At 65.9% G+C, this 24,846-nt stretch carries 21 protein-coding genes; 9 read left to right on the top strand and 12 right to left on the bottom strand.

From position 1 onward, the window contains the following. Positions 1-1,584 (bottom strand): peptide MFS transporter, encoded by a 1,584-nt coding sequence (locus NFI08_RS03630; RefSeq protein ID WP_348814967.1) that lies wholly within the window; start codon positions 1,582-1,584, stop codon positions 1-3. A gap of 301 nt (positions 1,585-1,885) precedes the next feature. Here NFI08_RS03630 and NFI08_RS03625 point away from each other — a divergent pair, with 301 nt between their 5' ends. The 7 genes from NFI08_RS03625 to NFI08_RS03595 all read left to right on the top strand — a co-directional run bounded on the left by NFI08_RS03625 (position 1,886) and on the right by NFI08_RS03595 (position 10,799). Beyond that, on the top strand, positions 1,886-2,842 hold the full coding sequence (locus NFI08_RS03625; RefSeq protein WP_253554310.1) for a hydroxymethylglutaryl-CoA lyase: 957 nt from the start codon (positions 1,886-1,888) through the stop codon (positions 2,840-2,842). Between the two features lie 67 nt (positions 2,843-2,909). Continuing rightward, positions 2,910-4,163 carry a CaiB/BaiF CoA transferase family protein gene (locus NFI08_RS03620; protein WP_306169170.1) on the top strand — a complete coding sequence of 418 codons (1,254 nt, stop codon included), beginning with the start codon at positions 2,910-2,912 and terminating at the stop codon, positions 4,161-4,163. 175 nt (positions 4,164-4,338) lie between these two features. After that, positions 4,339-5,325 (top strand): Bug family tripartite tricarboxylate transporter substrate binding protein, encoded by a 987-nt coding sequence (locus NFI08_RS03615; protein ID WP_222516398.1) that lies wholly within the window; start codon positions 4,339-4,341, stop codon positions 5,323-5,325. A 5-nt stretch (positions 5,326-5,330) separates the two neighbouring features. After that, positions 5,331-5,810 (top strand): tripartite tricarboxylate transporter TctB family protein, encoded by a 480-nt coding sequence (locus tag NFI08_RS03610; RefSeq protein ID WP_045992378.1) that lies wholly within the window; start codon positions 5,331-5,333, stop codon positions 5,808-5,810. 2 nt (positions 5,811-5,812) lie between these two features. Then, the gene (locus NFI08_RS03605) at positions 5,813-7,309 is read left to right on the top strand and encodes a tripartite tricarboxylate transporter permease (RefSeq protein WP_213229396.1); all 1,497 of its coding nucleotides are present in this window, start codon (positions 5,813-5,815) and stop codon (positions 7,307-7,309) included. 173 nt (positions 7,310-7,482) lie between these two features. After that, positions 7,483-8,820 carry a deoxyguanosinetriphosphate triphosphohydrolase gene (locus tag NFI08_RS03600; RefSeq protein ID WP_213229398.1) on the top strand — a complete coding sequence of 446 codons (1,338 nt, stop codon included), beginning with the start codon at positions 7,483-7,485 and terminating at the stop codon, positions 8,818-8,820. 260 nt (positions 8,821-9,080) lie between these two features. Continuing rightward, complete coding sequence (locus NFI08_RS03595; protein WP_045992375.1) at positions 9,081-10,799, top strand: BCCT family transporter; 1,719 nt, start codon at positions 9,081-9,083, stop codon at positions 10,797-10,799. Between the two features lie 116 nt (positions 10,800-10,915). On the opposite strand, the gene NFI08_RS03590 is transcribed toward NFI08_RS03595, so the two are convergent. After that, on the bottom strand, positions 10,916-11,695 hold the full coding sequence (locus NFI08_RS03590) for an ATP-grasp domain-containing protein (RefSeq protein WP_349587265.1): 780 nt from the start codon (positions 11,693-11,695) through the stop codon (positions 10,916-10,918). 151 nt (positions 11,696-11,846) lie between these two features. On the opposite strand from NFI08_RS03590, the gene NFI08_RS03585 reads away from it, so the two are divergent. Continuing rightward, positions 11,847-12,590: a ribonuclease T2 family protein gene (locus NFI08_RS03585; protein WP_287164032.1), complete on the top strand. Its 744-nt coding sequence runs from the start codon at positions 11,847-11,849 to the stop codon at positions 12,588-12,590. Here the strand turns inward: NFI08_RS03585 and NFI08_RS03580 are convergent. Further along, positions 12,587-13,504 (bottom strand): nuclease-related domain-containing protein, encoded by a 918-nt coding sequence (locus NFI08_RS03580; protein ID WP_045993302.1) that lies wholly within the window; start codon positions 13,502-13,504, stop codon positions 12,587-12,589. The two genes, NFI08_RS03585 and NFI08_RS03580, sit on opposite strands and share 4 nt — an antisense overlap. A 165-nt stretch (positions 13,505-13,669) precedes the next feature. On the opposite strand from NFI08_RS03580, the gene NFI08_RS03575 reads away from it, so the two are divergent. Next, entirely contained in the window at positions 13,670-14,554 is an 885-nt protein-coding gene (locus tag NFI08_RS03575; protein WP_349587261.1) for an NAD-dependent protein deacetylase, read from the top strand. 35 nt (positions 14,555-14,589) lie between these two features. On the opposite strand, the gene NFI08_RS03570 is transcribed toward NFI08_RS03575, so the two are convergent. The 9 genes from NFI08_RS03570 to NFI08_RS03530 all read right to left on the bottom strand — a co-directional run bounded on the left by NFI08_RS03570 (position 14,590) and on the right by NFI08_RS03530 (position 24,841). Next, positions 14,590-14,964, bottom strand: coding sequence for a translation initiation factor Sui1 (locus NFI08_RS03570; RefSeq protein WP_045993300.1), 375 nt, complete (start codon positions 14,962-14,964; stop codon positions 14,590-14,592). A gap of 41 nt (positions 14,965-15,005) precedes the next feature. Next, on the bottom strand, positions 15,006-15,386 hold the full coding sequence (panD, locus tag NFI08_RS03565) for an aspartate 1-decarboxylase (protein ID WP_045993299.1): 381 nt from the start codon (positions 15,384-15,386) through the stop codon (positions 15,006-15,008). 11 nt (positions 15,387-15,397) lie between these two features. Then, complete coding sequence (panC, locus tag NFI08_RS03560; RefSeq protein ID WP_349587258.1) at positions 15,398-16,246, bottom strand: pantoate--beta-alanine ligase; 849 nt, start codon at positions 16,244-16,246, stop codon at positions 15,398-15,400. Between the two features lie 10 nt (positions 16,247-16,256). Beyond that, positions 16,257-17,048, bottom strand: a complete 792-nt coding sequence (gene panB / locus NFI08_RS03555; RefSeq protein ID WP_045993297.1) for a 3-methyl-2-oxobutanoate hydroxymethyltransferase — start codon at positions 17,046-17,048, stop codon at positions 16,257-16,259. A gap of 205 nt (positions 17,049-17,253) precedes the next feature. Further along, positions 17,254-17,772 (bottom strand): 2-amino-4-hydroxy-6-hydroxymethyldihydropteridine diphosphokinase, encoded by a 519-nt coding sequence (gene folK, locus NFI08_RS03550; RefSeq protein ID WP_045993296.1) that lies wholly within the window; start codon positions 17,770-17,772, stop codon positions 17,254-17,256. A gap of 5 nt (positions 17,773-17,777) precedes the next feature. Beyond that, complete coding sequence (gene pcnB, locus NFI08_RS03545; protein ID WP_045993295.1) at positions 17,778-19,184, bottom strand: polynucleotide adenylyltransferase PcnB; 1,407 nt, start codon at positions 19,182-19,184, stop codon at positions 17,778-17,780. Positions 19,185-20,306: 1,122 nt separating this feature from the next. After that, positions 20,307-21,701, bottom strand: a complete 1,395-nt coding sequence (locus NFI08_RS03540; protein WP_108448695.1) for a sigma-54-dependent transcriptional regulator — start codon at positions 21,699-21,701, stop codon at positions 20,307-20,309. Next, the gene (locus NFI08_RS03535) at positions 21,679-24,675 is read right to left on the bottom strand and encodes an ATP-binding protein (protein WP_349587253.1); all 2,997 of its coding nucleotides are present in this window, start codon (positions 24,673-24,675) and stop codon (positions 21,679-21,681) included. Before NFI08_RS03535 ends, NFI08_RS03540 begins: the two co-directional genes overlap by 23 nt. Continuing rightward, positions 24,665-24,841, bottom strand: a complete 177-nt coding sequence (locus NFI08_RS03530; protein WP_045993292.1) for a hypothetical protein — start codon at positions 24,839-24,841, stop codon at positions 24,665-24,667. The genes NFI08_RS03535 and NFI08_RS03530 overlap by 11 nt, the downstream gene beginning before the upstream one ends. Between the last annotated feature and the right edge of the window lie 5 nt (positions 24,842-24,846).

The raw sequence follows: 24,846 nt of genomic DNA, 5'->3' as shown, positions 1-24,846 counted from the left end.
TCAGACTCCTGTTCTGACAATGGCTTCGGCGTCCGCGCGGTGGGCGGCCGCCGGATCGATAAGACGGTGATGCTTCAGCATGCGCTTGAACACCGGCACGAGCAACAGCAGCACCCCGGCGAAGATCACCAGGGCGATGGCCGACCGCCCGAACAGTTCCGGCAACTGCTGAAGCTCCTCGGCGTTGACGTGACCGCCGATCAGGCCAGCCACCAGGTTGCCGAGGGCGGCGCCGGTGAACCACAGGCCCATCAACTGGCCCTGAGTGCGGCGCGGCGACAGCCCCGACATGGTGGACAGCCCCACCGGCGACAGGCACAGCTCGCCCAGGGTCAACAGCAGCATGCTGCCGACGATCCACCAGGGTGACACCAGCCCTGTGCCTGTCAGTACCTGTTGCGCCGCCAGCACCATCAGGCCGAAGCCGCAGGCCGCCAGCAACAGGCCGAGGACGAACTTCATCGGGCTACCCGGTTCCAGTCGGCGCCGACCGAGCGCCGGCCACAGCCAGCCGAACAGCGGACCCAGCAGCACGATGAACACCGGGTTCAATGACTGGAACCACAGGGTGGGGACCTCCCAGCCCATCACGTTGCGGTCGGTGTAGTTGGCCGCGAACAGGTTATAGGAGGTGGGCTGCTGCTCGAAGGCGGCCCAGAAGAAGGCGGCGGCGACGATCAGCACAAAGCAGATGGTGACGCGAATACGCTCGTCACCGCTGAGTCCGGAGAACAGCATCAGGTAGGCAAAGAAGCCCAGCGAGGCGACGATCAGCACGCTGGTCATGGCCTCGGCCACCGCGCGGGCGTGGATGGTCACCACGCCGGTAGCGACCAGCGCCACCAGGGCGGCGATCAGCGCCAGGCACAGCGACACGACGGGGCCGACGTGACGACGGCGCTGGGCCGGGGCGTCCCAGGTGGAGGCGCGGCCGCGCTCGGCGTCGGCGCGCTGCATGGCGGGCACCGCCCACAGGCGAAACAGCAGCAGTGCGATCAGCATGCCAAGGCCGCCCATGGCGAAGCCCCAGTGCCAGCCCAGCGAGTCCATCAGCAGCCCGGTGAACAGCGGCGCGAACAGGCTGCCGATGTTGATGCCCATGTAGAAGATGGCGAAGCCGCCGTCGCGGCGCACATCGCTTTCGTCATACAGGCTGCCGACCATCACCGAGATGCAGGTCTTGAATAGCCCGGTGCCGAGCACGATGAAGATCAGCCCGACGAAGAAGGCGACGGCACCGAGCAGGGCCGACAGCGCGATGGACAGATGACCGAAGGCGATCAGGATGGAGCCGTACCACACCGCCCGGCGCTGGCCGAGCCAGTTGTCGGCAAGCCAGCCGCCGGGCAGCGCGGCCAGATAGATGGCGCCACCGTAGATGCCGACGATGGCGGCGGCGGTCTTGGGGTCGAAGCCGAGCCCGCCGTCGAACAGTGAGGCGGCGATGAACAGCACCAGCATGGGGCGAATGCCGTAGAACGAAAAGCGCTCCCACATCTCGGTGAAGAACAGTGGCCCCAGGGCGCGGGGGTGACCAAAGAAGCCCTTGTCGGCGGCCGAGCCGTCGGAGGAAGTGGATTGCATGAAACCAGGCCTTTTCAGGGTGGGAAGGCGAACGTCGACGCCTCTACATCAAGCGCCCCGGGACGGAGGCGGCATGCGAACAGAAAAACGTGTGAAGAACACGATAATGTGCGAGTCCGCAACAAAAATTGCTGTGGATCACGATTTGGGCGGTGAATTCTATGGAAATCACCGGTCAAGGGGAATACCTCTGCGGTCTGGCACCGTCAGCGTACGGACGTCTCAGCGAAAAGGCGTATGTCCAACATGAGCCAATAGCCTCTATATTGGTGAAATATCGACTTTTAGGGACTTCTTCGCCATGACGTCATCGCCGCCCCAGCGAGCACCTGCCAGAATCGAACTGACCGAAGTGGGGCTTCGTGATGGCCTGCAGAACGAGGCGCGGGTGCTGTCCACCGAGCACAAGCTCGAATTGCTGCACGGGCTTCACCGGGCCGGACTCAGGCGCTTCGAGCTGACGTCTTTCGTCAGTCCCCGGGCGGTACCGGCGCTGGCCGACGCCGCGGAACTGGTGGCCGCCGCCAAGGGGTTGGCGGATGCCCGCTTCAGCGCCCTGGTGCCCAACCTGCGCGGTGCCGAGCGCGCACTGGAGGTGGGCATCGATCGTGTGGTGCTGTTCGTGTCCGCTTCCGAGACCCACAACGCGCGTAACGTCAATCGCTCGATCGACGCCTCCCTGGCCGGTTTCGCCGATATCGTCGAGCGCCTGTCCGGCAGCGGTATCGAGGTACAGGGCGCCATCGCCACGGCCTTCGGCTGTCCCTTCGAGGGTGACCTGCCGGCCGGGCGCATCGGTGAGCTGGCGCGTCGCCTTGGCGAGCTGGGTATCGATGACCTCACCCTTGGCGATACCACCGGCATGGCCACGCCCGCCGTGGTCTCGCGGGTGGTGGGCGAGATCGCCGAACAGGCTCCCGCGGCGCGGCCGATCCTTCACTTTCATAATACCCGGGGTCTGGCGTTGGCCAACGTCATGCAGGGGCTGTCGCTTGGCGTCACGCGTTACGAAAGTGCGGTCGGTGGTCTCGGCGGCTGTCCCTTCGCCCCAGGCGCCAGCGGCAATTTGGCCACCGAGGAGCTGATCTACCTGCTCGAGGAGCTGGGGCATGACACCGGCGTCTCGCTGGAGTCCTTGATCGAGGTGGCGGGGCTTGCCGCGCGGCGACTGGAACGTGCGCCGGGCTCTCAGCTGGCCCGGGCCGGCACTCGGCTCAGGCTGCATCGACCCGATGCGGTGCCCACAGCAAAGGGCTGAGCCAGATCCCTGAACCTGGCAAGACCAGACGACACCACCACAGACATACCGACGGATACGCAAACCTATGGATGCTAGCCCCGGCAGGGATGACAGCGACGACCCGCGGCCATCGACCCAGGACGCCACCGGCCTTGCCCCGGGCAGCCTGGCCGGCATACGTGTGATCGATCTGACCCGGGTGATCTCCGGCCCCTTCGCCAGCCAGATGCTGGGGGATCACGGCGCCGAGGTGATCAAGATCGAGACCCCGGGGGAGGGCGACGTGGTGCGCCGCCAGGGCAATATGGTCAACGGCTTCAGCGCCTACTTTGCCCAGTTCAACCGCAACAAGCGCTCGATCACCCTCAATCTGCGCGAGCCCGAAGGACGCCAGATCCTGAACCGCCTGCTCGAGGACGCCGACGTGCTGGTGGAGAACTTCCGCCCCGGGGTGCTGGCCAAGATGGGACTCGACGACGACACCCTGAGGCAGCGCTTCCCGCGCCTGGTGGTGGGGCGGATCAATGGCTTCGGTTCCACCGGGCCCTACCGCGACCGACCCGCCTACGATTTTGTCGCCCAGGCCATGAGCGGCTTCATGGGCGTCAACGGGGCCGAGGGGGGCGAGCCGATGCGCGCCGCGCCACCGATCAGCGACATGGTGGCGAGCCTCAACCTGGCCTTCGGGGTCAGCGCGGCACTGGTGCGCCGCGAGCGTACCGGCCAGGGCGAGATTCTCGAGACCGCCCTGACCAACGGTCTGGTGGCGATGCTGGGCTATCTGGCGGCGGAGTACTTCGCCACCGGCGAGGTCCCCCGGCGTACCGGCAATGACCATCCCATGCTCTACCCCTACGGCCTGTTCGAGGCCAGCGATGGCGAGGTCGCCATCGCCCCCAGCAGCGAGACCATGGTGCGTCGTCTGCTGGAGGCGCTGGGTCGTGTCGATCTGCTCGAGCAGCCGCGCTTCGCCGACAACGCCCAGCGCATGGCGCACCGCGAGGCGCTGCGCGAGATCCTCAACGAGGTGACGCGCCGGCGCAGTGTGGACGACTGGATCGAACACCTGAACACCGCCGGCGTGCCCTGTGGCCGAGTGCAGGATCTGCGCGAGACCTTCGATGACCCCCAGATCATCGACCAGCGCATGCGCCTGACCCTGGATCAGGGCGAGGCCGGACAGATCGCCACCACCGGCTTTCCGGTGAAGATGCGCGAGGCCCCGGCGATGATCCAGCGACCGGCGCCACAGCTTGGCGAGCATACCGACGAGGTACTGGCCGAACTCGGCTTCGGTGCCGACGAGTGTCGGGCGCTGCGCCAGCGCGGGATCGTCTAGGCTGGGTGGCGGTCCCCGCCGGACAACGCCAGGCGAGTGGCCGCGCAAGATGGCGACTCGACAACCGCCAGGCAATCCGCCGGATGGCCGGTGCCGGCTGGTGACAACGATGCAGGACCGCAGGACCGCAACACCCACAACGAAAACGCCAACAACGAAAAACAAGGAGCCTTCCATGCCCTCGACTCTGACCACTCGCCTTGGCCTGCCGCTGCTCGCGCTCGGCCTCGGTGTCTCGACCTCGGCCAGCGCCCTGCCCATCGACGAGTGCATCGCCCCGGCCGACCCCGGTGGCGGCTGGGACTTCACCTGCCGCAGCGTCGGCAAGCTGCTCACCGACCTGGAACTGACCGACGGCTCGGTGCAGGTCACCAACATGCCCGGCGGTGTCGGCGCGGTGGCCTTCTCCAACGTGGCCTCCAAGCGTGCCGATGACAGCAACCTGATCGTCGCCACCAGCACCGTGGGCATGACCCAGATTGCCCAGGGTCGCTATCCCGGGGGTGCCGAGACCATGCGCTGGCTGGGCATGCTCGGTACCGACGTCGGCGTCATCCTGGTCGACGACGAGAGCGAGTACGAGTCCCTCGAGCAACTGCTGGAGGCGATCGTCGCCGATCCGACCTCGGTGGCCATGGCCGGCTCCAGCGGTGCCGGTGGCTGGGATCACATTCGGGCATTGATGCTGGCCAAGGCCGCCGGCCTGCCCGGCGACCAGGTCGGCGCCCTGCGCTGGGTGCAGTTCGACGGCGGCGGCCCCGCGGTAACCCAGATGATGGGCAACCACGTGGACGTGGTTTCCACCGACCTGGGCGAGGTCGCCGGCTTCATCGAGTCCGGTGACGTGCGGGTGCTGGCGGTGATGTCGGATGACCCGCTGCCCGAGCCCTTCGACGAGCTGCCCACCGCGGTCAGCCAGGGCTATGACGTCACCGGCTACAACTGGCGCGGCTTCTACACCGGCGGCGAGGTCTCCGACGAGGACTACGCCAGCATGGTCGAAGACCTCGAGACCCTCTACGCCAGCGACGAGTGGAAGGACGTGGCAGCCCAGAATGGCCTGGTGCCGCTGTGGCGTGGCGGTGACGACTTCTCGAGCTTCGTCGAGGAATCCATCCAGCGCGTCGAGGCCATCTCGCGCGAGATCGGGGTTATTCAATGAGTCAGATGAGCGACCTCGACGCTCACCAGCATCGCCGGCCGGCCCAGGTCGGCGATCGCCTGGCCGGCGCGGTGCTGCTGGTGCTGGCGCTGGGGGCCTGGTGGCATTCTCATAGCTTCGTCACCGGCTTCATGCAGCCGGTGGGGCCGGGGGCTTTCCCCCGGCTGGTCAGCCTGCCGCTGGCGGCGCTGTCGGCCTACCTGATCCTGCGCCCGGGCTTCAACGAGCGCTGGCCGGATCGTGCCGGCCTGGCCCGACAGCTGGCGGTGCTGCTGCTGCTGGCGGCCTACGCTGGCCTGCTCGAGCCGCTGGGGTTTGTTCCCGCCACCCTGGCCTGCGCCATCGTACTGACGCGGCTGTTCGGCGCGGCCTGGGGCCAGGCGCTGATCGCCGGCACAGGACTGGCGCTGGGGCTGTACGCACTGTTCGAGTTTGCCCTCGGCATGCCCTTGCCGGACGTGCCCTGGTGGGGAGGGGGACACTGATCATGGAAACGCTTGCCTTTCTTGCCCAGGGCTTCGCCGTGGCGACCCAGCCGGAATTTCTGCTGCTGGCGCTGATCGGCTGCGCCGTGGGAACCCTGATCGGGGCGCTGCCAGGGCTCGGCCCGGTCAACGGGGTGGCGCTGATGATCCCGCTGGCCTTCAACTTCGGCCTGGATCCCACCGCCGCGCTGATCCTGCTGGTCAGCGTCTACTATGGCTGCATGTACGGTGGGCGGATCAGCTCCATCGTGCTCAATATCCCCGGCGACGAGCCGGCGATGATGACCACCCTGGACGGCTATCCGATGGCCCTCAAGGGGCGCGGTGGCGAGGCCCTGGGGCTGTCGGCGGTGGCTTCCTTCGTCGGCGCCACCATCGCCACCATCGGGCTTACGCTGTTCGCACCGCTGTTGGTGGACCTGGCGATCAAGTTCGGTCCGGCCGAGTACTTCGCGCTGTTCCTGCTGGCCTTTGCCACCATCGGCGGGGTGACCAGCGGCAGCTTTACCAAGAGTTTCATCGCCGCCTGTCTGGGCCTGCTGCTGGGGACCGTGGGCATCGACCCGGTGTCCAGCGTCGCGCGCTACACCTTCGGTACCTTCGAACTCTATGACGGCATCGACTTTATCGTGGCCCTGGTGGGACTGTTCGCCATCTCCGAATGCCTGGTGTTTCTCGAACAGCGCCATGACGCCGACAAGCCGCATATCAAGCTGGGCTCGGCCTGGCCGGGGATGAAGGCGTCGCTGTCGTGCAAGGGCACCATCGGTCGTGGCTCGCTGATCGGCTTCGTCTCCGGGGTGCTGCCCGGCGCCGGCGCCTCGCTCGGCAGCTTCCTGTCCTACATGCTCGAGAAGCGCTGGCTGGGAGCCAAGGGCGACTTCGGCAACGGCGACCCGCGGGGCGTGGCCGCGCCCGAGGCAGGCAACAACGCCGCCGCCGGTGGTGCGCTGATTCCGATGCTGTCGCTGGGCATTCCCGGCAGCGGCACCACCGCGATTCTGCTGGCCCTGCTGCTGTCGATGAACATCACCCCGGGGCCGCTGCTGTTCGCCCAGCAGCCCGAGATGGTGTGGGGCCTGGTGGCGGCGCTGTTTATCGGCAACATCATGCTGCTGGTGCTCAACGTACCGCTGGTGGGACTGTTCGCCCGGGTGCTGCAGGCCCCCAGCTGGCTGCTGATGCCGATGGTGGTTCTGATCGCCTTTGTCGGGGTCTATTCGCTCAACAACAGCCCCTTCGATCTGTACATGATGCTGGCCTTCGGGGTGCTCGGCTATGTGCTCAGAAAGCTCGAGATTCCCACCGTGCCGGTGGTGCTCGGCCTGCTGCTGGGCGGGCAGATGGAGTTCAATCTGCGCCGGGCGATGTCGATCAGCGGTGGTGACTGGAACATCCTGGTCAACAGCGGTATCTCGATCGGGATCTACGCCTTCGCCGCCACCCTGATCGTGGCCGGAGCGGTCTACGCCATGATGCTCAAGCGCCGGCTGGCGTAGAGAAGCGTCGCTAAAGAAAGAGGGCCCGGTGGAGGTGTATCCACCGGGCCTTTCCATCGACTTTCCATCGATGCGCCTAGGGCCTGTCATGAGGGTCCTGGCGACCTCGCGGTCGTGGCCTTGCAGGTGTCGTCCCGGGTGTCAGAATGGAGGGCCACAAGGAGGGGCCATCGATGAAGACCATGAACTGGGAACGACTGCTCGATCCGGGCCGACTGCACGATCCGCGCGGCGGGACTCGTGACGAGGTGGGACGCAGTCCCTTCCACAAGGATCACGATCGCATCGTCTTCGCCGGCTCCTTTCGCCGCCTGGGACGCAAGACCCAGGTGCATCCCCTCACCGACAACGACCATATCCACACCCGCCTGACCCACTCGCTTGAAGTGGGCTGCGTCGGCCGTTCGCTGGGCATGAGCGTGGGCGAGCTGCTGCGTGACCGCCTGCCCGACTGGATCACTCCGGCGGATCTGGGGGTGATCATCCAGGCGGCCTGTCTGGGGCACGACATCGGCAACCCACCTTTTGGCCATGCCGGTGAATACGCCATCCGCGACTGGTTCAAGTGCGCCGAGGTCAACGGCAGCGGGCTGCTCGAGGGACTGTCGCCGCTGGAGCGCGAGGACCTGCTGACCTACGAAGGCAACGCCCAGGGCTTTCGTATCGTCACCCAGATCGAGTACAACCAGTTTCGCGGCGGCATGCGCCTGACCGCAGCGACCCTGGGTACCCTGCTCAAGTATCCATGGACGGTGACCCACGGTGGCAAGGCCGGCAAGTTCGGCTGTTATCAGAGCGAACTCGGTGCACTTGAACAGGTGGCCGACCATCTGGGACTGATTCCCCAGGGCGAGCACCGCTGGTGTCGCCATCCGCTGGCCTGGCTGGTGGAGGCCGCCGATGACATCTGCTACGCCCTGCTCGACCTCGAGGACGGGGTGGAGATGGATATCCTGGCCTTCGACGAGGTGGCCGAGATCCTGACCCAGATCGCCGGTGGCGAGCCGTCGGACTACGCCGAGATGAACCGTACCGGTGTGTCTCAACGCCGGCGTATCGCGGCGCTGCGAGGGGCGGCCATGGAGCGAGCGGTCACCGACGTGGGCCAGGTGTTCGTCGAGCATGAGCAGGAGCTGCTTTCCGGGACGCTTCAGGATGACCTGCTGGAGCTGTGCCACCCGGATCTGGACTGGGGGGTCAAGCTGGCCAAGCAGCTGGCGCGCAAGCGCATCTTCCGCAATACCCGCAAGGCCAAGCTGGAGATCGGTGCCTACACCACCCTCGGCATTCTGCTCGAGGCCTTTATCGGCGCGGCCCACGAACTGCACCACACCGGCCATTCAAGCTTCAAGCACCAACGGGTGCTGGCGCTGATCGGCGAGAACACCCCGCTGCCGTCCTGGTCTTTGTACGACAGCTATCGACGCATGCTCGACTTTATCGGTGGGATGACGGACCACTACGCGGTCGACCTGGCCCAGGAGATGGGCGGCAAGCTACGCGGTGATTGAACGGTTGTAGGCGAGCCGCTCGAGCGCGACCGGTACATGCTTGAGCGTAACGGCGGGATGACGGACCGCGACTCTCTTGCCGTCGACCTGGCCCAGGAGATGGGCGGCAAGCTGCGGGGCGATTGAACCAGGGCGTTCCGGCCAAGGGAGCCCAGCGGCGGACGATAGGGCGTTTGTCGCTGCGCGGCCTAAGTCAATGGATGACGTTTGATGCAGCAAGACTGCTTATACTGGGGAAAACGATAACAAGGGTATGGCCCGTGAAAAGGAAATCCTCCCCCGCCTCTTCCGATCAAGGCTTTGATGCGATCGACAAGCCCACCTTCTTCGGTTCGCTGTTTCTCCTCCTTGCAGTCACTCTGCCTCTGGTGGTGTTCCCCGAACAGGGGGCAACCTGGGTCATCGCGGCCAAGAACTTCATTACCAATGAGCTCGGTGTGCTGTATCTGGCCCTGGGGCTCGGGGCCAGCGGCTTCATGCTGTTCATCGTGTTCAGCGATATCGGCCAGATCAAGCTGGGTGACCCCGAGGAGCAGCCGGAGTTCTCGACCCTGTCCTGGGCGGCGATGCTGTTCTGCGCCGGTATCGGCGCCTCGATCCTCTACTGGTCGATGATCGAGTGGATCTACTACTACCAGGCGCCACCCTTCCATGTGGAACCTCAGTCGCCGGATGCGGCGCGCTGGGCGGCGGCCTACGGTATCTTCCACTGGGGGCCGGTGGCCTGGTCGATCTATCTGATCCCGGCGATTCCCATTGCCTACTTCTACTACGTGCGCAATCACAGCGTGCTCAAGATCAGCGAGGCGCTGATGCCGGTGCTGGGCGAGAGCCGTGCCCACCGCTGGCCGGGCAAGCTGATCGACGTGCTGTTCGTGTTCGGTATGCTGGGCGGCGGTGCCACCACCCTGGGCCTGGCGGCGCCCTTGATCAACGAGGGGCTGCATGAGCTGTTCGGTTTTCCGAAGACCCTGGCGACGCGCATCTTCGTGCTGATGCTGTGTACCGTTGTCTTCGGCTACAGCGCCTTCGTCGGCCTCAAGAAGGGCATCAAGGTGCTGTCGGACATCAACTTCTGGCTGGCGGTGTCGCTGCTGACCTTCGTCTTCATCGTAGGGCCGACCCAGTTCATGGCCAGCACCGGCCTGGATGCCCTTGGCAGGGTGCTCAGCAATCTGGTGCACATGGGCACCTGGACCGAGCCCTTCGCCCGCTTCGAGAATTTCCAGGACACCCACTTTCCTCAGGACTGGACCATCTTCTACTGGGCCTGGTGGCTGGTGTTCGCCCCCAGCGTCGGCCTGTTCATCGCGCGCATCTCCCGCGGCCGCACTATCCGCTCCATGGTCGCGGGCTCGATCTTCTTCGGCACCCTGGGATGCGCCCTGTTCTTCATCATCCTCGGCAACTACGGTCTCTACCTGCAGCTGTCCGGCACCCTGGATCTGGTCACCATCCTCAACGAGCAGAGCCCCACGGCGGCGATCTTCGCTACCCTGTCGACCCTGCCGCTGAGCTACCTGGTGATCTTCGCCTTCACCCTGCTGGCGCTGATCTTCACCGCCACCACCTTCGACTCCATCTCCTACATCCTGGCGGCGGTGGTGCAGAAGGAGGTCGACGAGGAACCGATGCGCTGGAATCGACTGTTCTGGGCCTTTGCGCTGTCGTTCATGCCGGCGGTGCTGATGTTCATCGGTGGGCTCGAGACCCTGCAGACGGCCTCGGTGGTAGGGGGTGTGCCCTTGCTGCTGGTGGCGCTGTTGTTGTGCATCTCGACCGTCCGGGCGGCCCACTACGATCTGCGCTATCAGCCGGACTACACCGACAAGGAAATCTATATCGAGGAATTCCCCGAGGATGACCCCTGGACCGAGGATGGCACCTGGGAGTTGCCGGAAGGGGAGCACCACGGTGTCGATCATGACGACAAGCCCCACCAGGAGGGCGACCCGGCGAGCCATCCTTCACGGCTGTAATCAGCGCTCAGCGCCGACTGCCCGGGCCACCGTCATTGCGACGGTGGCCCGTTTTCTTGTGGTCGATCTTGTGAAGGGGGATCGCTCCGAGAGCGGCGACCAGCAAGGCTCAAGGATCAGGCCGCCTGGCGCCAGCTATCCTGCTCGAGGTGTTCGATGATCGCCTCTCCCACGCTGGTCTCGGGGGAGTCGATGCCCTGGTTGCCGAACAGCCGGTTGAACTCCAGCACCATCGGGGCGTCGTCGACCATGGCGATGTCGAAGCCGGCATGATCGATGCCCAGGCGCTGGGCCAGGGTGTTGGCAAGCTCGATGGCGGAGGCCGGCACCGGGTCGTGGCGGATCTCGCCGCCGCGTGCCACATTGGTGCGAAAGTCGCCCAGTGGGCTCTCGCGCCAGTAGGCGGCCAGCACCCTGCGCCCGACCACCACGATGCGCAGGTCGCGTTCGATGGGCAGGTAGCGCTGGGCGTAGAGCAGATTCTCGCTGGACAGGTGATCGATCAGCGCCTCGCGGGAGCGAATCAGGCGCACGCCCTCGCCCATGGAGCTGCGCACCCGCTTGACCACGAACGGGTAGCCGAAGCGCGCCTCCACCTGGTGGATGGCGTCTGAATTGACCCCGAGGATGGCGGTATCGGGCGTTGCCTCGGGGCAGCAGGCCTGGAAGGCGCGGGTCTGTTCGATCTTGTCGTGACCCAGGTGATAGCTGGGTAGACTGGGAAAGACGCGCGGATTGAGGCCGTAGGCCAGGGCATTGATCTGCCAGTATTCGGGGAACAGCAGGGCGTCGGCATCGGCCAGGGCCTGGCGATGGTCATTCATGTGCTCAGGCTTGATGTATCGCGCCCCCGGGACCCCCAGACTCCGTAACGGATCGAAGGTGATCAGGTTCATGAGACAGTCATCCGAGAAAGACGAAAGAGGATTGAAGCGAGGCGGCGCACCTTGCCAACTGTGGTCGCCGATTGCAAGGCGACAGGGGGACCGGGGAGCCCGTCGACGGCAACCATGGCGTGCGCTGGCTGCGGTGCTGCTGGCCCTCACCATGAACGCTGGCGCCCAGGCCCACGAGCCGCAGGAGCAGCGTGAGGCACTGGAGGATCTCGAGCGAGAGCACTTCGATCATTATGTGCTGGCGCTGACCTGGCATCCCGGGTTCTGCGCCAGCCGTCGTCAGCCGCCACGAGAGTGCCGGGATCCGTCGCTGATGGTCGGGGCCGACGATGGCTTCGTGATCCACGGGCTGTGGCCGTCACGCCCCGTCAGGCTGATCTCACAGGGCGTCAGTGTCAGCGAGTGGCGCCGCCAGGGCTGCTTTCTTGAACGCCCGAGGCCAGCGGGCGATTTCTGCCAGGCAGGGCCTGCCATTGATATCGGCTCATCGCTTGAACAGGAGCTCGACGACGCCATGCCCGGCAGGGCCAGCTGCCTCGACCGTTACGAGTACGCCAAGCACGGTGCCTGCCTGTCGATCAGCGATGATGACTTCTTCGACGGTGCCCTGGCGCTGACCGAGATCGTCAACGCCGGGGCCCTGGGGGACTTCATGCGCGACAATCGAGGCTCGACGGTCAGGCGCAATGCGCTGATCGCGGCCTTCGAGGAGGCTTTCGGCCGGGGTACCGGCAGCTCCCTGTCGCTGCAGTGCGGGGGCTCGGGCAACCGACTGCTCACCGAGGTGCGCATCGGCCTGGAGGCGGAGCATATCGATGACTTTCCGGCCAGAAAGAGTTTCGCACCGGTGGATCATGGACGCTGCCCCAGCCGGATCGAGCTGCGCCGCTTCTAGATGGACGGGCCTTCCAGGTGGCCAAGTTCCCGCGTCAGTGTTCGCCGGTTCAAGGCCTCGATGACCCGGTCGTGCAGCGTCGGATCCATCGGTGCGATACCAGGGCAGGCGTCGGTCAGATGGGCGGCCAGGCCTTCGCCGCTGACCACGGCAAGATCGTCGTCGGGGACCTCACGTTCGATCTTCCAGCCGGGCAGGGCAAGGATGCCCTTGACCGGCACCGGCTGCCCCAGTTCGCGACATAGCCAGGAAGCGACCCAGCGGGTGGCCTGGCGGGCCTTGCGCTGGGGGCGTCGCTCCATCCAGCCGGGAAAGCGCAGGCGCTCGTGTTCGACCACCACGGTGTCCTCGGTCTCGCCGGCGGGACTGATGGCCGGGGTGCGGGCACGGGTCTCGATGACGAAGACGGCGTGGGGGGTGATCGCCACGTGGTCGATCACGAAGGTGTCGGCGGGTACGTCGTGGAACACGAAGTAGGGGTGGGCTTCGGGACGAATCAGGCGTTCGAGCTCCTGGCCCACGGCCAGTTCGCAGGCGAGCCCCAGCTTCAGTCGACGGATACGCTGGTAGTCACGCATCAGTCGGAAGCTGACCACGATCGCCAGCAGTGTGCACAGCACACCGTAGAGCGCCCATTCGATCCAGTTCTGGTGGCGCGAGAACAGCATCCTGCCCATGCCGTAGACCAGTGGGGTCAGCACCAGTACGGGGCCGAGGGCGGCGTTGAGGAACAGGGTGGCGAAGGCGCGATCCAGCCGATCGCGCAGGGCCTGCCCAGGCTCACGCAGTGGATGGGCGTCGAACGGCGAGCGTACTCGCGCGTCGTGCAGGCTTCGGAGTGCCACCACCACCGTGGCGGCCGCCGCGAGGGGGAACAGAAAGAACAGCGGCAGCAGGTAGTCCAGCCAGGCCATCGGCACTCCTTGCCCGTGAAGAATCCCGTCCATTGTAGACAACGACGTGCCTGTTGGGCCATGGCGCCCTTGGTCTTATCGATCGCCCGGGGGTAGTCTTGGCCTTGGGGGCTGGGCTGACGGGCCTGCCCCGGGTGTTGGTGCGCGGTCACAAGGGGAGGAGCAATGACGAATGTCGGCGGCGGTAGCGAGGCTCGAACTTGCGTCAACCGAGACGCGTCAGCGTCGGCGATGGATGCGCTGTACGCTCTCGTCTGTCGTCACCGGCGCATCGCGGTGCTTAGTGGCGCCGGCATCAGCACCGCCAGCGGTATCCCCGACTATCGCGACGCCCAGGGCGAGTGGAAGCGTTCGCCGCCGATCGACCATCGCGACTTCATGTCTCGCCACGCCTCGCGTCAGCGCTACTGGGCGCGGGCGATGATCGGCTTTCGTGTGCTCAATGAGGCCAGCCCCAACGCGGCGCACCGGGCCATCGCCGAGCTCGAACGGCGCGGCAAGGTCTCCGGGGTGATCACCCAGAACGTCGATGGTCTGCACCAGCGCGCGGGGACCCGGCGGGTCATCGATCTGCACGGCAGGGCGGATCTGGTGGTGTGCATGAGCTGGGGTGCGCGCCAGATGCGCCATGCCCTGCACGATGAGCTGGCACGCTGCAATCCGCAGTGGGTGGCGCAAACGTCTCCGGTGCGGCCTGCGCCGGATGGCGATGCGGACCTGGAGGCGGACTTCTCGAGCTTTCGGGTGCCCTCCTGTGGCCGCTGTGGCGACGGTATCTGGAAGCCCGATGTGGTGTTCTTCGGCGACAACGTGCCAGCGGCGACGCTGGCCAGCGCCCGAGGGCTGCTCGAGGACAGCGACGCCCTGCTGGTGGTCGGCAGTTCGCTGATGGTCTATTCCGGCTTTCGCTTCGTGCGCGAAAGCGTGAAGGTGGGACGCCCGGTGGCCTGCATCAATCTGGGGCGCACCCGCGCCGATGAACTGTTCGACGTCAAGCTCGAGGCCCCGGCGGATCAGGCGCTGGAAGCGCTGGTGCGGGATCTGGGCTAGGCGCCGCCCCAGCCACTTCTTAGACGAGCCAGAGCTCAGCCTCCGGCCAGCTTGACCCTGTAGCCTTTCTTCTCCAGGGCGTCTTTCAACACCTGGCGATGGTCGCCCTGGATCTCGATGACGCCGTCCTTCAGCGCGCCACCGGTGCCGCAGCGCTTCTTCAGCTCCTTGGCCAGGGCCTTCAACTCCTTGTCGGCAAGCGGCACGCCGTCGATGGTGGTGACGCCCTTGCCCTTGCGTCCGCTGGTTTCCCGGCGGATTCGCACCACCCCATCCAGGCTGGCCAGGCGCGCCTGGTCCTGGATCTCGTCGCAGCGGCAGGCGTCCTTCGGTTCACGGCAGTCCGGGCAGATGTCGCCGTGTTCGGTGGAGTAGACGAGCGAGCCGAGTTGTTCCTTCAGCGATGCCATGGTGGTGCGCTCCTGTCGGGTGGTGCGATGGTGCGGTCGGATCAGGCCAGCTGGACCGGGATGGCGTTGCTGGTGTGGCTGATCTCGTTGCCTTCCTGGAGGTAGACCAGGGAGGGCTTGTGCTGGTCGAGTTCGCTGTCGCTGTAGTGGGCGTAGCTGCAGATGATCACGCGCTGGCCTTCGCTTGCCAGGTGGGCAGCGGCGCCGTTGACCGAAATCACCTTGGAGCCTTCCTCGGCACGGATGGCATAGGTGGTGAAGCGCTGGCCGTTCTCGACGTTGTAGATCTGGATCTGTTCGTTTTCGCGGATACCGGCGAGGTCGAGCAGTTCACCGTCGATGGCGCAGGAGCCTTCGTAGTTGAGCACGGCGTGGGTCACGCGAGCCATGTGCAGCTTGGCCTTGAGCATGATGGTGTACATCTAGGGGGCTCCTATCGAGGTAGCGTCACAGTGAGGTTGTCGATCAGTCGCGTGGCGCCGAGACGGGCGGCCACCAGCAGGATGGCGTCACGGGTGGTGGCGGTCACCGCGCCGAGGTCACGGGCGCGCAGCTCCAGATAGTCGGGAGCAAAGCCGTGGGAGGCCAGGCGCGCGCGTCCCTCTTTAAGGGTGGCGTCGATGTCGGCGCCGGCCTCGAGGCTGCGCGCAAGCGTCACCAGGGTGGCCTGCAGTTCGGCGGCGGTGGCGTGCTCGGCCTCGCTCAGGTAGCCGTTGCGCGACGATAGCGCCAGTCCCGAGGCCTCGCGCACCGTGGGCACCCCGATGATCTCGATCGGCATGTGCATGTCGTGGACCATGCGGCGAATGACCGCCAGTTGCTGGTAGTCCTTTTCGCCGAAGCAGGCGACGTCCGGCTGGACGATATGGAACAGCATGCTGACCACGGTCGAGACGCCGTCGAAGTGGCCGGGTCGGGCGCCGCCACACAGGCCTTCGCTGACCTCGGGTACCCGCACCAGGGTCTGGCCGTCGAGGCCGTCGGGGTACATGGTCGCCGGGGTCGGGGTGAACACCATGTCGCAGCCAGCGGCCTCGAGCTTGGCCAGGTCCGCCTCGAGGGTGCGCGGATAGTTGTCCAGGTCTTCGCTGGGGCCGAACTGCAGCGGATTGACAAAGATCGAGGCGACCACCAGGTCACAGCGCTCGCGGGCCGCTTCCACTAGCGCCAGGTGGCCCTGGTGAAGGTTGCCCATGGTCGGCACCAGGCCGATGCGGGCACCACTGCGGCGGTGAGGCGCGAGCGCTTCGCGAAGCTTGGCGATGGCGGAATGGACGTGCATCGCAGACCTCCTAGAAGCAGTGCTCGGCAGCCGGGAACTCCCGCGCCAGCACCGCTTCGTGGTAGCGACGGAAGGCGCCTTCGATGTCCTCGGCTTCGGCCAGGAAGTTCTTGACGAAGCGCGGGGTCCGCCCGTGGGTCACGCCGAGCACGTCGTGCATCACCAGGATCTGGCCGTCGGTGTCGGGGCCGGCGCCGATACCGATCACCGGCACTTCCAGAGCTTCACTGACGGCACGACCGAGACTCGCCGGCACGCACTCCAGCAGGATCACCGAGGCGCCGGCCTCGACCAGCGCTCGGGCGTCCTCGAGGATACGGCTGGCGGCTTCGGCCTCGCGTCCCTGGACCTTGTAGCCACCGAGCTGATGCACGGTCTGGGGGGTCAGCCCCAGATGGGCGCAGACGGGCACCCCGCGACGGGTGAGTTCACGGATGTCATCGGCCATCCAGCCCTCACCCTCGACCTTGACCAGCTCGGCGCCGGCCCTCATCAGCGCGGCGGCGTTGTCCAGCAGGCGCTCGCGACTAGGATTGCCCATGAATGGCAGATCGACCATCAGCAGGCTGTCGCCCTTGCCGCGTGCCACGCAGCGGGTGTGGTAGAGGATGTCGTCCATGGTGACCGGCAGGGTGCTGTCGTGCCCCTGCAGGACCATGCCAAGGGAATCCCCGACCAGCAGCACGTCGATGCCGGCGCGCCCGGCGGCGGCGGCAAAGGAGGCGTCATAGGCGGTCAGGCAGCTGAAGGGTTCACCGGCGCGCTTGCGAGCCTTCAGCGAGCTCAGGGTGACGGAAGTCATGGCGTGTTCTCGTGTTGGCGGTGGGGCGACTTCTATGACCGCCCCAGAGTGATCACCGCGGATTGTTACCGATGGGTGAATCTGTGTCGATAGGTAACGTTGACCAAGGCAGAGCAGGGTTCAAGGTAACAGCGACCAAAGTGGTAGAGGTCGATCGGCGTCTAGTGAGTGCCTGGAGGCTTCGGGCCACCTGGGCTCCAGGTGCTCAGCGAACGGCCTCGGTGGCGTTCAATGGGGATAGATCACCCGAGGTGAGGGCGCCGTTCCAGCGCTCGGCCAGCGATGCCAGGGTCTGACCGTCGGGCAATCTGAGGTCTGTGGCGATCTCGGCCAGCGGCAGTACCACGAAGGCGCGGTTTACCAATTCCGGGTGTGGCAGCGTGAGGCGCGGGTGGCGCCACTCGGCGTTGCCCATCCACAACAGGTCGAGATCCAGGGTGCGGGGCCCCCAGTGGCGCTGGCGTACGCGTCGATGACGTTGCTCCAGCGCCTGCAGTTGGTCGAGCAGGGCCAGCGGCGACAGCCGGGTGTGGAGTTCGGCCACGGCGTTGACGTAGTCGGGCTGGTCCTGGGGACCGACCGGGCGGCTGGCGTACAGCCGAGAGGCCGCGACTCGACGCGTCAACGGCAGCCGGTCGAGCTCCTCGAGAGCCTGCTCGACCTGACGACGGGGGGCGTCGAGATTGCTGCCGAGGCCGATAAAGGCCTGGGTATGGCGCCCCACCTGGTTCACTCGTCCGACTGCGGCGGTTGTTGCGGGCGCGGCTTGCGCCGCCGGCGACGGCGCTTGCGCGGGGCGGCGGTGCCGGCAGGGTCGGCGCCTACCTTGCCCAGCAGACGGCGCTGTTCGTGCTCGTCGGCTTCCTGAAAGGCGGTCCACCAGTCACCCAGTCCCGGTTCGAGTTCGCCGGCGGCCTCGCGCAGCAGCAGGAAGTCGTAGGCGGCACGGAAGCGCGGATGGTCACGGGTCTGGAAGGCACGCTTGCCACGACGTAGCGGCAGACGCTGCTGTAGGTCCCAGATGTCTCGCATCGGCATGCTGAAGCGCTTGGGCAGTGATACGTGCTGCAGCTCGCGGCTGATGACCTGCTGGGCGGCGGTCTGCAGGGCCGGAACGGGAGGCATACCGTCGGCCTCGAGATCACGCTGGCGCAGCTGCACCGGCCCCCACATGAAGGCGGCCAGCAGGAAGGCGGGCGTGACCGGGCGATCCTCGCGAATGCGACGGTCGGTGCTTTCCAGTGCCTGCTCGATCAGCGGCTCGGCCCAGGGTAGCTCGGCCATGCACTCGTCGGCTTCGGGGAACAGCATCGCGAACAGGCCATAGTCCCGCAGCAGACGGAAGGTGGTCAGACCCTCGCCGGACAGGAACAGCTTGAGGATCTCGTCGAATAGCCGCGCCGGAGGAATCTGCAACAGCAGCGGCGCCATCTCGGCGATCGGCGCCTCGGTATCCGGGGCGATATCGAAGTCGAGCTTGGCGGCGAAGCGGATGGCCCTGAGCATGCGCACCGGGTCCTCGCGGTAGCGGGTCTCCGGGTCGCCGATCAGGCGCAGGGTACGCGACTCGATGTCGTCGACCCCGCCGGCGAAGTCATGCAGGCTGAAGTCGGCAATGCTGTAGTACAGGGCGTTGACGGTGAAGTCGCGACGCAGCGCGTCTTCCTCGATATTGCCCCAGACGTTGTCGCGCAGCAGCAGGCCGTCATCGGACTGGGAGGCGACATGCTCGCCGTGGTCGTCACGGGGCTTGCCACGGAAGGTGGTGACCTCGATGACCTCGCGGCCGAAACGCACGTGCACGATACGGAAGCGACGGCCGATGATGCGTGAATTGCGAAACAGCTGCTTGACCTGCTCCGGCGTGGCGTCGGTGGCCACGTCGAAATCCTTGGGAGCGATCCCGAGCAGGGAGTCACGCAGGCAGCCTCCGACCAGATAGGCTTCGTAGCCGGCGTTGTGCAGGCGGTAGAGCACCTTGAGGGAGGCTTCGCTGAACTGGCGACGGGACACGGGGTGTTCGTCGCGTGTGAGTACGCGGGGCATCGGCGGTCCTGCGGCGGCTTCCTGAGCGCCGAACAGCGACTTCAAGTGCTCGCCTGGGCTCTGTAGAAAGCGGGTAAATCCTTTGATCATGCGGCGATTTGGACTCGCGGGGTACGGAAAGGTGATGAGTGTAGCGGACGCTCCCGGCCTTGCAAAGCGCAGTGGACAAAGCCGCTCGGGTGTCAAGGACGACAGTCGGCGCAGTGTTCGTGCTGCGAAGAGGCGCAAAAGGTCCGGTTGCCCATGGCGATTGAGCCCTTGGGGGCTGTCTCGTCTGGCGGGGCAACGACTGGCTTGACGCTCGGAGGCCAGACAGCAGAAGGGGAGGCCAAGGGCCTCCCCATCAAAGCAGGATGCAGCGTCCGTGCTGCTAATTTTTCTTCGTGATGGCGCATCGCCTTGAATACGCACCACAGTCACCAAGGAGTTTCAGGCAAGCAATGATGTTGTTGTTATTGGCGCTCCTGACGGCGACCGTCTCGTATTCAAAACAATAGTCCAACCACGACGGCATGGGATCATGCCTCCTCCCGGATTATTGGCATTGTTGCCGGGAGTGCGCTCTGACGACCCTGTTGTTCTTGTTGGTCGGTCATCGTTGGCGCGTCGCGTCCTGGTACTCCGGGCCTCGTCGTCTTGTTGTTGTTCGACGAGTGATAGCTCCGCAGGTCCGTATTGTTGTTGTCAAGGCTGCGGTGCCTAGTGCCCAATCCGCCTGCTTCACCTGGAAGCGTTGTTGTTGTTGGGGCGGCGGATTCGATCGTGGCGGTGCAGGTTATTGTTGTTGGCTGCCCACGATCGCCGGAATTTGTTGTTCTTGCCCAGACTTACTGCAGTTGTCGTGCCTACTTTGATTTTTTTCTTTTTTATCAGCCGCTTGCTTCATTGTCGTTGGTTCGAAGCAAGCCGCCGGGTCATTTGTGTTACCTCGGGCTACCCATTTTGGCGCACTCCCCTGTGTGGGATGGTAACAACCGGTGCATCAAGAGGTAGCTGGCGTGCAGGGCCTACAATGCCTGTATTGATCGCTACAGACACTTGCACCATGGTCGAATGAACCAAAGCAGGGGGCATGGCAGGAAGCGGCAGGCAAGGGCGAGCCGAGGGGTGAGTCGAGGGGTGAGTCGAAGGGAGGGCAAGGTGAGGGGCCCAAGGGAGGCCGGGGCGAAGCGCGGGGCCAGGGCCCCTGGGTGTTGAGCCTGTGGTCTCGCGTCAGTGGCGCCGCGCCGCCTTCTTGCGCGGGATACCCAGACGCTGGCGGCGCTCCCACAGGCACTTGCGTGAAATTCCCAGCTTGTTGGCCAGCTCCGTCTCGCTCATCTGGTCCTGATGTTCGAGTACGAAGTGCTGGAAGTAGTCTTCCAGCGACAGGTCGTCCTCGGTAGCCGTGTCGGATCTTTCGGAGGCGGGCGCCTCCAGTGACGTGGCCGCCTCCTTGGGGGGACTGGGCGGTCGCGTTACCGGCACCGTTGCCAGGCCCAGGTCGTCCGGATGGATCAACTGGCCTTCGGCGAGGATCACGCCACGCTCCAGGGCATTTTCCAGCTCCCTGACGTTGCCTGGCCAGGGGTAGTCGGCGATGTCCCGCCGTGCGGCGCGAGACAGGTGCAGACCGTCGCGGGCGTGGCGCTTGCAGGCCTTGGCCAGCAGCACGTCGGCAATCTCGAGAATGTCGTCCTCGCGCTCGCGCAGCGGAGGCAGGTCGATCTGCATGACGTTCAAGCGGTAGTAGAGATCGAGACGGAAGTCTCCGCTGCGTGACAGGGCGCGCAGGTCACGGTGGGTGGCAGCGATCAGCCGAACGTCGACGTGGCGCGTCTCCACCGAACCGATGCGGCGTATCTCGCCTTCCTGCAGCACCCGCAGCAATCGGGCCTGGGCGTCCAGCGGCAATTCGCCGATCTCGTCGAGGAACAGGGTGCCGCCGTCGGCGGCCTCGACCAGTCCGGTGCGCATGGCGCTGGCCCCGGTAAAGGCGCCCTTCTCATGACCGAACAGCTCAGATTCGATCAGCGTCTCGGGGATGGCTGCACAGTTGACGCAGACCAGCGGCGCCTCGGCACGGCGGCTCTGCTGGTGCAGGGCCTTGGCCACCAGCTCCTTGCCGGTGCCGGATTCGCCCTGGATCAGTACCGTCACGTCTGCCGGGGCGGTCTTGCGGATACGGGTGTAGACCGCCTGCATCGCCGGGCAGTTGCCGATCATGGTGTGGCGCCGTCCACCCTCGTCGGCGATGGCGGGCGGCGTGCTGCGCTGACTGGCCTGGCGGTGCAGTACTCGAGCCACGGTTTCCAGCAGTTCATCATGATCAAACGGCTTGGCGACGTAGTCCACCGCGCCGAGTTTCAGCGCATCGACCGCCGAGCGCATGCTGGCGTAGCTGGTCATGATCAGTACCGGGCAGGGGGCGGCGGCCTTGATCAGGTCGGTGCCGGGAGCACCGGGCAGGCGCAGGTCGCTGATGATCAGGTCGTACTCGCCAAAGCCCTGCCCGCATGCCTGCTCCACCGACTCGCATTCGCACACGCGGTGGTCGTGGCGTTCGAGCAGGCGGCGCAGGGCGCTGCGGATGATGGCTTCGTCTTCAACGATCAGGATTCGGCTCATGGATCGGCATATCCCCGGCAGGTCGATGGACATCGGGAGAAGGTAACCATACCTGAATTCTGGTGCCACCGGCCTGCCCCGGCAGGGGAGACTCCACCTCGACCTTGCCCTGGTGCTCGGCCACGATGCTTACCACCAGGGCGAGACCAAGACCGGTACCTTGGCTTGGCGGCTTGGTGGTGGTGAAGGGCTCGAACAGGTTTTCGCGCACGCTGGGATCGATGCCGGGCCCCTGGTCGGTGACCGACAGCCAGTGACGCTCACCCTCCTCGCCGGCGTCGATGACCACCAGGCCGTTGGCCGGGCTGGCGTCACGAGCATTGCTCAGCAGGTTGATCAATACCTGCAGCAGGCGCTGCTCGTCTCCCGTGATGTCGAGCCGCGCCGGACAGCGATTGTCGTAGCGAACATCGTCGCTCTTGCGGGCCAGCTTGAGCAAGTGCAGCGCCTGGTCGGCCAGATGCCTGGCCGATACCGGCGCGAAGTCGCTGCCGGTGACGTGGCGACCGCCGTGGGCAAAGCCCACCAGTGAGCCAACGATACGCGACACGCGCTTGGTCAGTGTCTGGATCTGTTCGGCGGTCTCGAGCACGTGGGGATCCGTGGTGTCATAGCGCAGGTTCTGGGCCAGCGATGAGATGCCGGTGATGGGGTTGCCAATCTCGTGGGCCACGCCGGCGGACATCTGGCCGATGGAGGCGAGGCGAGCCGCGTGGATGAGTTCGTTCTCCAGCCATTTCATCTCGCTGTGGTCCTCGACCAGGATGACCGTGCCACCAGCGGCGTCTGCCGCAGGCTCGTCCACCAGGCTGGCCTTGAGCAGGCTGACGTAACGCAACCCCCGGGGCAGCTCCACGGCTTCCTGGTAGAGGTGGTCCTTGTCGCTTTCCAGAATGGTCCCGAGCAGCTCGGCCCAGGGCGCAGGCAGGGCCTGGCGATGGGCGCCAATGATCTCCTCGCCGGAAATCTCGCTGAGCTCGGCCAGGGCGTCGTTCCACATCAATACCTCGCCGTCGTCACCGAAGGCACATAGCCCCACCGGCAGTCGAGTCAGCATGCGGCGATGGTGGCGTCGCAGCTCGTCGAGTTCACGCGCGAGGCCAGTGAGGCGAGATCGGTAGGCCTCCAGGCGGCTTTCGACGAAGTGGATATCTTCCTTCGGCGCTCGCCCGTCGCGCCGATAGGGCAGGTAGTGATCGACGATGTCCTGGGCGACCGATGGGCCCATCAGACCGGACAGGTTGGCCTGGATACGGTCGCGCAGACGCCGCAGCGCGTAGGGCCTGGCATCCTTGGCAGACTGATGCAGGCTTGCCAGCGCCCGGGTCACCTCGCGCTCGGCGACCTCGTCGCCCAGCGCCATGGCCAGGCGCCGCCTGACGTCATCCCCGTCGGCCAGATTCAGCGGCAGGCGCTTGGGGCGGATGACCGCATCCACCGAGCAGGCCTCGGCGGCCGCTCGTTCTCCGGCGGAGGTGGGGGTGATCAGCGACACCAGAATCAGGCTCAGGCCATTGACGCCAAGCGATACCAGGGCGACCGGATACCAGGCGGGCGAGTCGGTGGCAGCCTCGTCGCCCAGGAGCCCGAGCAAGGCGTCCAGCGGCGCAAGCAGCGGCGGCAGATCGCTGAGCAGCGGCAGCCACAGGCCGGCACACCAGATCGCCACACCCAGTCCGAGGCCGGTCATCACCCCCTTGCGGTTGGCACCGGGCCAGTACAGCAGGGCCAGCAGACCCGGCAGACACTGAGCCATGCCAACCACCGCCACCAGCCCCAGTCGGGTTAGCTCGGTATTGGCGTCGACGGCCTGGGCGAACAGCCAGCCGGCGAGAATGATGGCGCCGATCAGGCCGCGCCGTAGCCAGCGTAGCCAGCGATAGAGGTCGGGGTGCTCCACCGGGGGATGGGCGACCAGCACCAGATGGTTCAGCACCATCCCGGCGAGCGCCAGCGCGCTCAGGATCAGGGTGCCGCAGGTGGCGGCCAGTACCGCGACAAAGGCCAGGGCGGTGACGGCGGGGCTATCGGACAGCGCGAAGATGACGTAGGCGGCCCCCTGGATATCATCGGCCACCCCCATGCGCTGACCGGCCCACAGCACCAGCGGCACCGGCAGTGCCATCAGCAGCAGCACCAGCGGCAGTCCCCAGCCCGCGCTGAGCAGGGTTCGGCGACTGAGCGGGCGGGCGAAGGTCACGTGAAACATGTGAGGCATCAGCAGCGCAGCGGCGAAGAACAGCAGCAGCAGGGTTCTCCATTGGGCGGCATCGAACTGGCTCGCCTGCGCCTGGTGGACGCTGCCGGGCCCGTCCAGCCAGCGCTGCAGGTCGCCGGGGCCGTCGAAGATGGCGTAGAGCGCAAAGGCGCCCAGCCCGAGAAAGGCGGCCAACTTGATCAGCGACTCCAGGCCGATGGCGGCGGTCAAGCCGTCGTAGCGCCGATGGACGTGGGTATGACGGGCGCCGAACAGTATCGCGAACAGTGCGATCAAGGCACACAGCAACAGCGACAGCAGGCCTGGAGAGGCAGCGTCGGTGTAGCGATGGATGGCATGCCTCATGGCCTCCACCTGCATCGCCAGCAGCGGCATGACCGCCACCAGGCTCAGCAGGGTGACGCAGGTGCCGACCCAGCGGGAGCGAAAACGAAAGGCGAACAGGTCCGCCAGGGAAGACAGCTGGTGGGTTCGCGTCATGCGCTGCAGTGGCAGCAGCAGGACCGGTGCCAGCACAAAGGCGCCGGCGGCACCCAGGTAGTAGGCGAGATAACCAAATCCCCGCTGGTGGGCCACGCCAAGGCTGCCGATCACCGCCCAGGCGTTGGCGTAGACGCCCAGGGCCAGGATGCCGATCAGTGGGTGGTGGACCAGCCGCCGCGGAATCCAGCCGCGCTCCACCGCGCTGGCGGTGGCGAACAGTGCCGACAGGTAGCCAAGCCCCAGCAGTACAAGGGAGACGAGCTCAGCGCTCATCCAGCGCTCGCTTCTGCTCGAGCCACAGCGTCAGGGCGATCAGTGCGCCCCAGATCAGGAACGGGCGGTACCAGGCGTTGCCGGGCTGGCCCCAGCCGGTCATCAGCAGCGGCGAGAGCAGATACCCGCAAAACACAAGCAGCAGCATGATGCGGTAGACGTACATGGCAG

The organism is Halomonas sp. EF61, assembly GCF_040147045.1.
GTDB lineage: Bacteria > Pseudomonadota > Gammaproteobacteria > Pseudomonadales > Halomonadaceae > Halomonas > Halomonas litopenaei.
This window is presented reverse-complemented; position numbering and strand designations above follow the sequence as displayed.

What these genes read in the sequence shown, in the direction of transcription:
- NFI08_RS03600 (WP_213229398.1), top strand. Translation starts at nt 7,483, where the DNA reads ATGAAGACCATGAACTGGGAACGACTGCTCGATCCGGGCCGACTGCAC.
- NFI08_RS03535 (WP_349587253.1), bottom strand. Translation starts at nt 24,675, where the DNA reads ATGAGCGCTGAGCTCGTCTCCCTTGTACTGCTGGGGCTTGGCTACCTG.
- NFI08_RS03570 (WP_045993300.1), bottom strand. Translation starts at nt 14,964, where the DNA reads ATGGCATCGCTGAAGGAACAACTCGGCTCGCTCGTCTACTCCACCGAA.
- NFI08_RS03580 (WP_045993302.1), bottom strand. Translation starts at nt 13,504, where the DNA reads ATGGCCTGGCTGGACTACCTGCTGCCGCTGTTCTTTCTGTTCCCCCTC.
- NFI08_RS03605 (WP_213229396.1), top strand. Translation starts at nt 5,813, where the DNA reads ATGGAAACGCTTGCCTTTCTTGCCCAGGGCTTCGCCGTGGCGACCCAG.
- NFI08_RS03625 (WP_253554310.1), top strand. Translation starts at nt 1,886, where the DNA reads ATGACGTCATCGCCGCCCCAGCGAGCACCTGCCAGAATCGAACTGACC.
- NFI08_RS03615 (WP_222516398.1), top strand. Translation starts at nt 4,339, where the DNA reads ATGCCCTCGACTCTGACCACTCGCCTTGGCCTGCCGCTGCTCGCGCTC.
- NFI08_RS03590 (WP_349587265.1), bottom strand. Translation starts at nt 11,695, where the DNA reads ATGAACCTGATCACCTTCGATCCGTTACGGAGTCTGGGGGTCCCGGGG.
- panC (WP_349587258.1), bottom strand. Translation starts at nt 16,246, where the DNA reads ATGCACGTCCATTCCGCCATCGCCAAGCTTCGCGAAGCGCTCGCGCCT.
- NFI08_RS03585 (WP_287164032.1), top strand. Translation starts at nt 11,847, where the DNA reads ATGAACGCTGGCGCCCAGGCCCACGAGCCGCAGGAGCAGCGTGAGGCA.
- NFI08_RS03630 (WP_348814967.1), bottom strand. Translation starts at nt 1,584, where the DNA reads ATGCAATCCACTTCCTCCGACGGCTCGGCCGCCGACAAGGGCTTCTTT.
- NFI08_RS03530 (WP_045993292.1), bottom strand. Translation starts at nt 24,841, where the DNA reads ATGTACGTCTACCGCATCATGCTGCTGCTTGTGTTTTGCGGGTATCTG.
- NFI08_RS03620 (WP_306169170.1), top strand. Translation starts at nt 2,910, where the DNA reads ATGGATGCTAGCCCCGGCAGGGATGACAGCGACGACCCGCGGCCATCG.
- pcnB (WP_045993295.1), bottom strand. Translation starts at nt 19,184, where the DNA reads ATGATCAAAGGATTTACCCGCTTTCTACAGAGCCCAGGCGAGCACTTG.
- panB (WP_045993297.1), bottom strand. Translation starts at nt 17,048, where the DNA reads ATGACTTCCGTCACCCTGAGCTCGCTGAAGGCTCGCAAGCGCGCCGGT.
- NFI08_RS03575 (WP_349587261.1), top strand. Translation starts at nt 13,670, where the DNA reads ATGACGAATGTCGGCGGCGGTAGCGAGGCTCGAACTTGCGTCAACCGA.
- NFI08_RS03610 (WP_045992378.1), top strand. Translation starts at nt 5,331, where the DNA reads ATGAGCGACCTCGACGCTCACCAGCATCGCCGGCCGGCCCAGGTCGGC.
- panD (WP_045993299.1), bottom strand. Translation starts at nt 15,386, where the DNA reads ATGTACACCATCATGCTCAAGGCCAAGCTGCACATGGCTCGCGTGACC.
- NFI08_RS03540 (WP_108448695.1), bottom strand. Translation starts at nt 21,701, where the DNA reads ATGAGCCGAATCCTGATCGTTGAAGACGAAGCCATCATCCGCAGCGCC.